This window comes from Pseudophaeobacter sp. (genome assembly GCF_039971195.1).
In the GTDB taxonomy this organism is placed as follows: Bacteria; Pseudomonadota; Alphaproteobacteria; order Rhodobacterales; family Rhodobacteraceae; genus Pseudophaeobacter.
This window is the reverse complement of the sequence record NZ_JBDWPJ010000129.1, coordinates 1-5,654: the sequence shown is the minus strand read 5'-3', so window position 1 is coordinate 5,654 and position 5,654 is coordinate 1. Positions and strand designations below refer to the sequence as shown.

General features: G+C 55.6%; 5 protein-coding genes and 1 pseudogene. 2 read left to right on the top strand and 4 right to left on the bottom strand.

Annotated elements, in window-relative coordinates:
• Nucleotides 1-447 (top strand): methyl-accepting chemotaxis protein (locus ABJP42_RS11430; protein WP_348340438.1); only part of this gene is annotated, 447 nt, incomplete at its 5' end.
• A gap of 404 nt (nt 448-851) precedes the next feature.
• On the top strand, nt 852-2,750 hold the full coding sequence (locus tag ABJP42_RS11425) for an AfsR/SARP family transcriptional regulator (RefSeq protein WP_348340437.1): 1,899 nt from the start codon (nt 852-854) through the stop codon (nt 2,748-2,750).
• A 23-nt stretch (nt 2,751-2,773) separates the two neighbouring features.
• On the opposite strand, the gene ABJP42_RS11420 is transcribed toward ABJP42_RS11425, so the two are convergent.
• The 4 genes and pseudogenes from ABJP42_RS11420 to ABJP42_RS11405 all read right to left on the bottom strand — a co-directional run.
• Nucleotides 2,774-3,382, bottom strand: a complete 609-nt coding sequence (locus tag ABJP42_RS11420) for a tetratricopeptide repeat protein (RefSeq protein ID WP_348340436.1) — start codon at nt 3,380-3,382, stop codon at nt 2,774-2,776.
• Complete coding sequence (locus ABJP42_RS11415; RefSeq protein WP_348340435.1) at nt 3,379-3,834, bottom strand: hypothetical protein; 456 nt, start codon at nt 3,832-3,834, stop codon at nt 3,379-3,381. The genes ABJP42_RS11420 and ABJP42_RS11415 overlap by 4 nt, the downstream gene beginning before the upstream one ends.
• Before the next feature lie 255 nt (nt 3,835-4,089).
• A pseudogene (locus ABJP42_RS20760) lies at nt 4,090-4,413 on the bottom strand (hypothetical protein); the annotation flags it as partial.
• Between the two features lie 557 nt (nt 4,414-4,970).
• On the bottom strand, nt 4,971-5,654 hold a 684-nt coding region (locus ABJP42_RS11405), incomplete at its 5' end, for a YcaO-like family protein (RefSeq protein ID WP_348340433.1).

Here is a 5,654-nt window from a genome sequence, read left to right as displayed (position 1 = left end):
GAGATCAAATCGCTGATCGAAGACAGTTCCAAACAGGTCGAACGCGGCGTGACACTGGTTGGCAAGGCCGGCGACGCCCTGACCAGCATTGTCAGCAGGGTCAATGAGATTTCCGACTCGGTGACAGAGATCGCCTCGGGCGCAACCGAACAGGCCACTGGGCTTGGGGAAATCAACACAGGTGTTGTCCAATTGGACCGGGTGACCCAGCAGAATGCCGCCATGGTAGAGGAAGCCACAGCCGCCGGCCACATGCTGCATGCGGATGCGGCCAAGATGGCGAACCTGGTGTCGCAATTCTCGATCTCCGGAACCGCCCCTGCAAAACCCGCGCCCACAGCAGCGACCGCCCAGCAGAGCATGGCTGACACGTCTGAGCCTGCGATAGAAGAAGAACACCAAGAGCCCAGACTTAAAACCGGGAGCGATGGCTGGCAAGATTTCTAAGCACAATCCAATCTCCCCCACTCAAAACAGGAGCGCCCGGATGACCTCCGAGGTGCTCCTTTTGGTATGTACCAACCACCAATGGTCATTCCTTGAAATCCCTTTCGTCAACGCCTTGCTCAGACATTGATCTAATTGCTGACCACACCGCCAATGACACCTTACCCCTGGGTGAGTGCTCCTTTTTGCATCCGCGAGGTGATTTCACCAGGTCTTCGAGCCCCAACCGAGACCTTCAACAACAGAAAACTTCGAAATTTGGATGCCTTTTTATTTTTCCCTGCTAAGGTTTTCCTTACCGAGCCTATTTGAAGAAACTAAAACTCGTTTGTGGAGAGTGGGATTTGCCTTTAACAGTGAACATACTGCAAAAGCCATCTCGCTTTTTGCTGGCGGGGGACCAGGTGCATCTAAAATCACGCCGGGCTGATGCGCTTATCTACTACCTCTGCCTTAGTTCCGAAACCGTACATTCACGCGAAAGTCTGGCCTGCCTGCTGTGGCAGGAAGCCGATGCACAGCATTCTCGTGGCTCGCTGCGCCAACTACTTCGGCGGATAAAACAAAAATGCCCCGGTCTCGACGAAGTGTTCAAGGTGGACCGGAATCAAATCGTAGTGCATCATTCCCAGATTGATCTGGATCTCCATGCTTTTCAGCGCGACCTGGGCGCCGACCTGTCGTCCGGCACCTCTTCACCTGCCGCAATTGACCTGGATGAGTTTTTGGCAGACTGCTCTGGGCTCAGCAATGCCATGGACAGCTGGATTTCAATAACACGCAATCGGATCGAAACAAATCTGCGCGACACTCTCGCCGCCGCCTTTGAGTTCCGTGACAGACCCCTTGACCAAAGGATCCGGGCGGCACAGGCGCTTTTGCAACTGGATCCCGCACATGAACCCTCTTGCAGGTTCTTAATGCGGGCAAATGCAGAGGCGGGAAACCCAGGCGCGGCTCTGCGGATCTATAACGATCTCTATGCATTTTTGGGGGATGAATTTGACGTCGAACCCAGTGAGGAAACCATCGAACTAGTGGCACTGGTCAAACTGGGGGAAGTTAAATCAGCCAAGCCCGTTCCAGACCAGATTGCGCCTCTGCCTGCCGCCCAGACCACTGCCCCTCCGCCCGCGACTGCAACGCCCGAGATTTTTGTTTGTGCTTTTGAATTTGGCACAGACTCGCGCCATCTCGCGGATGTCGGGCGGGTGTTTCGCTATGAGCTGCTGGCCAATCTCACCTCATTCCGGGAGTGGCGGATCTATGACATCGAACCCGCCCGAGACAACTGCTATCGGCTGGAAGGCATCTTCAACCTGGCAGGCAAAGACGTTGTTCTGATTGCCACTCTCAAACAGGAAGCCGACAATCGCGTTATCTGGAGCGAGCGATTTCAGATCAATTTTGAGGATTGGCAGCATGTTCAACACCGTATGGCGCAGCAACTGTCAGTCGCCATCAATAGCGGGGTCAGCGCAAATAGGTTGAGCCGTTGCCTGTCCAGCGGGCTTGAAGATCAAACCGTATTTGACAAATGGGTGCTCGCGCAGTCGCTTTTGTTGGAATGGCGCCCCGAGCAGACAAATCAAGGCCTGAGCATCCTAAAAGAGATCACTCAAGAGGCCCCTCGCTTTGGGCCGGCCCATACCTGGTTGTCAACGACCGAAAACATCCGCCCGATCCTCTATCCGGGGTGTCACCGCCCCAAAGCAGGCATCGAAACCAGCCTGTATCATGCGCGTTTGGCGATAGAAATCGACCCAATGGACTCGCGGGCCCATCTGGCTGCGGCCTGGAGCTACGCAATGAACCAGGAGTTCGAAGTCAGCCGGTTTCATTTTGATCAGACCATTGATCTGAACCCCAATAGCATTCTGACCAGAATGTCCTGTGCGCTGGGGTATGGCTTCCTAGGTGATGTCAAACTTGCGGTCGAAATTGCGGAAAATGCGCAGGAGCTTGCCCGCAGCCTACCGCCCTTTTTGTGGGGCTATTTGCTCAATATCTACTATCTGGACAACCAACTGGACAAGGCAATCCGGGCCGGCGCTTTGGCCGGGCATTCCATTACCAATCTGCAGGGCTGGCAGGCGGCGGCACTTTGGGAATTGGGCGACACAGAGGCGGCGGGCCTGGCGGGTCGCGAATTTGCCCAATGCGTTCGCGACTCCTGGAGCGCGGAAACGCCTGCCTCTGACACAGAGATCGTCAACTGGTTTATCCAGTGCTTCCCTCTGCGCCAGGTCGCCCAGTCCAACCGACTCCGCCAGGGGGTCGCAGCAGCTCTACGCGTGCAGTAGCCCCCCGCCTGAGACGGCTCAGCTCACTGACACTGACGGACAGAGTATTCTCCCAGCTGGGTGTGAAAGGTTTCCTCGTCTTCGCCAGGGACTTCCCCCTCCAGATTTCCGCTGTTTTCGATCTCGTCATAGATCTTCATGACCTCGGTGAACTGCGCCGCCGTCAAAGAGGACTCCCGCAGGGCTGCGGCAAAATCCTCTTCCACCTCGTCAAAAACACTGGCCCGTATATAGGAGTTGTAATCCACCCTAAAGTTCAAGGGTGCATTGGACTTACCGCGTTCCAAAGCATTGAGATGGGGGATCGGAACCACCATTTCCCCTTCTTTTTCGAAGACGAACTTCAGCTTTAAATGAGCCTTGATCTGGGTCGGATCACCACTGGGAATGATCGTATGCCCGCCCGCGCCATCAAAGACCGTGACTGCCAGGCTATTGTAGATTTCCCCGACTTTCTGCTGCATCGGCCCCGGCCAAGTGGTGTGGTTGTCGGGAATGTCGGAGGAGAACACAGGCGGACCTCCACCGGCAATTGTGCCTTGGTTCTGGCTCAGAAAATACAGGGCTGTGCCAATTGGCAAAAGGTCGGAGTTTTGGCCCTCTTCCGCAATTCTAACGATGGCATCACTCATTTTCTCTCTCCTTTGGCTAATTGCACCATTTCCATAAAGCTATCGGGAGGAGCGACCGGGGGCACATTGCTCCAAACCTTCTGAAGCATGGTTTCTTCAACCCCGGCATGCGCCAGAGTCAGCCTGACCTTGCTCTCGGCCTCGTCGATATTGGCCTGGATGTTTTGGCGCACCAGGGCCGAGGCAATTGGGCCAAGCCTTGGGTCGAATGGTTCTTGAGGCTGGCCGTCTGCATCGATTTCTGACTCAAAAAAACCGTCAGCGAGAAGCCCCAACATCGCAGGGGTTGGCATTTTTTTACCCCAGCTCTCCCAGGAAAACGAAGGATCTGCGACGACGATATCCAATGCGCGGTACAAACGATCCATCGCTTCGCGCGGCACCTCCAGCCCCCCGGCGGTTGGCGTCCCATGAACAATTCCGGCGATGAAATCACGTTTGGCAATGTCCACCTCGCCTACCCGAAAGGCAAAGCTTGGGGTAAACCCCGTCAGGTTTACGCGCCGGTGCGTTTCGTCAAAGAACACCGCCCAATCCGGTTGCCATTTCTCTGCCCAATCTGAGATCTTGGAAAGACGCTTGCTCTCAAGCTTTTGCCCCCTTGCCAGATTTCCCAGAGCCGATTGGATCGAAAACCGGTCCAGCTCTGGCCGGATGCGATAGCCTTGCAAAACCAGCGAGTGAAAACACCTGAGGGCCGCATGGGCCATAAGCGCAGAACCTTCTTGCTTTTCGTCTTGGTCAAGTTCGTCCTCGTCCTGATCAAACTCTTCTTCGTCACAATCAAGCTCTGCCATGGCGGGACAGTCTGCTTTGCTGCGACAGGTCCTGCTCAGAATATCGGTCTCAATTATCCGGTGCCAGGTTCGGACAACCAGCGCCCGAGCGATCATGAACCTTTGTTCCGCTGGAATTTCCGAGCAGCAGGTTTTTATTCTGTCCACCACCCAGTTGTGAAAATGCATAAAGGAGCTGGTGATGCAGAGCAGGATTGGTGAATCGTCATTGCGTCGATCTGCCAGCAGCGCCATGCTTGGCGCGCTACTGTACACTCCCTCGGCCCCAGCACTAACCAAGAAAAGAGGCAATTGATCCTCACCCACTCTGAACCATGGCGCGGCATATAAGGGCTTATCGCCATGAATCCCCCGCCCATAAAGCGTCGACAAGAGCAAGGGCGTCTGGAGAATATTCTGCGTTGTCTTGCCGCTATCACTGGGTTCAAACAGATCCGATCGCGCCAGAGTAAATGAAGAGTCATGCGCCAAAAACTGGGAGAGATAGGTGGTCCCGGCTGGAATGCCGGCGCCCGGCCTGATGTTTTCCCGGCAATGCCTGCGCCATTTGTAACTGTGCAGCACCTGGCTCAGCCTATCCAAATGCTCCATCATCTTACCGTCGAGGCTTATGCAATCGTCGCAGTTTTGCACCTGGCCTTGCTGTTCTGCTTGGATCAAGTTCTCGCCGGAAAGCCCTGACAAATGCGCAGGACTCCCCGGATCAAATCCAATCTCGTGAGCCATTTCTTTCTCTCCCCTTTTTCATTTGGTGTATTCACCGCCACGTGAACTGAACGTGAAACTAGAAATCAGAGCGGCGACAGGTCAAACTCTCCTGGAAAATGCGGCTGAAGATCCCTGTTCTCAAAAAACGCCCGGCAGGTCGGCAGCCCAATGTCCGCCCGGGTGAGATCTGCTAGCAGGATGGTTTCGCCGCGCGCCGCATAAGAACCGAGCAGATCCGCAATTGAAATCTTCGGGTCAAAAGAGCCCAAACTCCCGTCGGGCTTTGACGGCAACAGATCCCGGTGACTGGTTTCAAACGCCCGCTGACGGGCGGCCACCAATCCACGGCGAGACTGACGTTCGACCGCTGCTCCGCTGTGCCGGGCATAGGCCAGATCCGTGGTTTCGACCTCAACAGAGAGCACCTCCAAAACGGCCCGCTGTGCCGTCGCCGCCAGCTCCAGCCCTGCTGCAAAGGCCAAGGCAATTTGAGACCCCTCCTGGTCACAGGAACTGGCCGCGACGACCAAAACAGGCCCAGGGTAATTCAAGTAAAACAATGTGGTGTCGCGACATTCCTTGGCCCCTGCCCGCGCCGCATCCAGCAAACTGGTGACTTTCAGGCTGGCCAGAAGATCTTCCGGCAGCCGCGAGGCAGGCAGCTTTCCCTGCCACCACAACACAACGGCCCTTCGCTCAATCAATTCCAGCGTCGCGCCCAAAATCGCCTGCCGCATGAGGTTATGTGCGCTGCAGCCATGGCTGCC

What these genes read in the sequence shown, in the direction of transcription:
- ABJP42_RS11420 (WP_348340436.1), bottom strand. Translation starts at nt 3,382, where the DNA reads ATGAGTGATGCCATCGTTAGAATTGCGGAAGAGGGCCAAAACTCCGAC.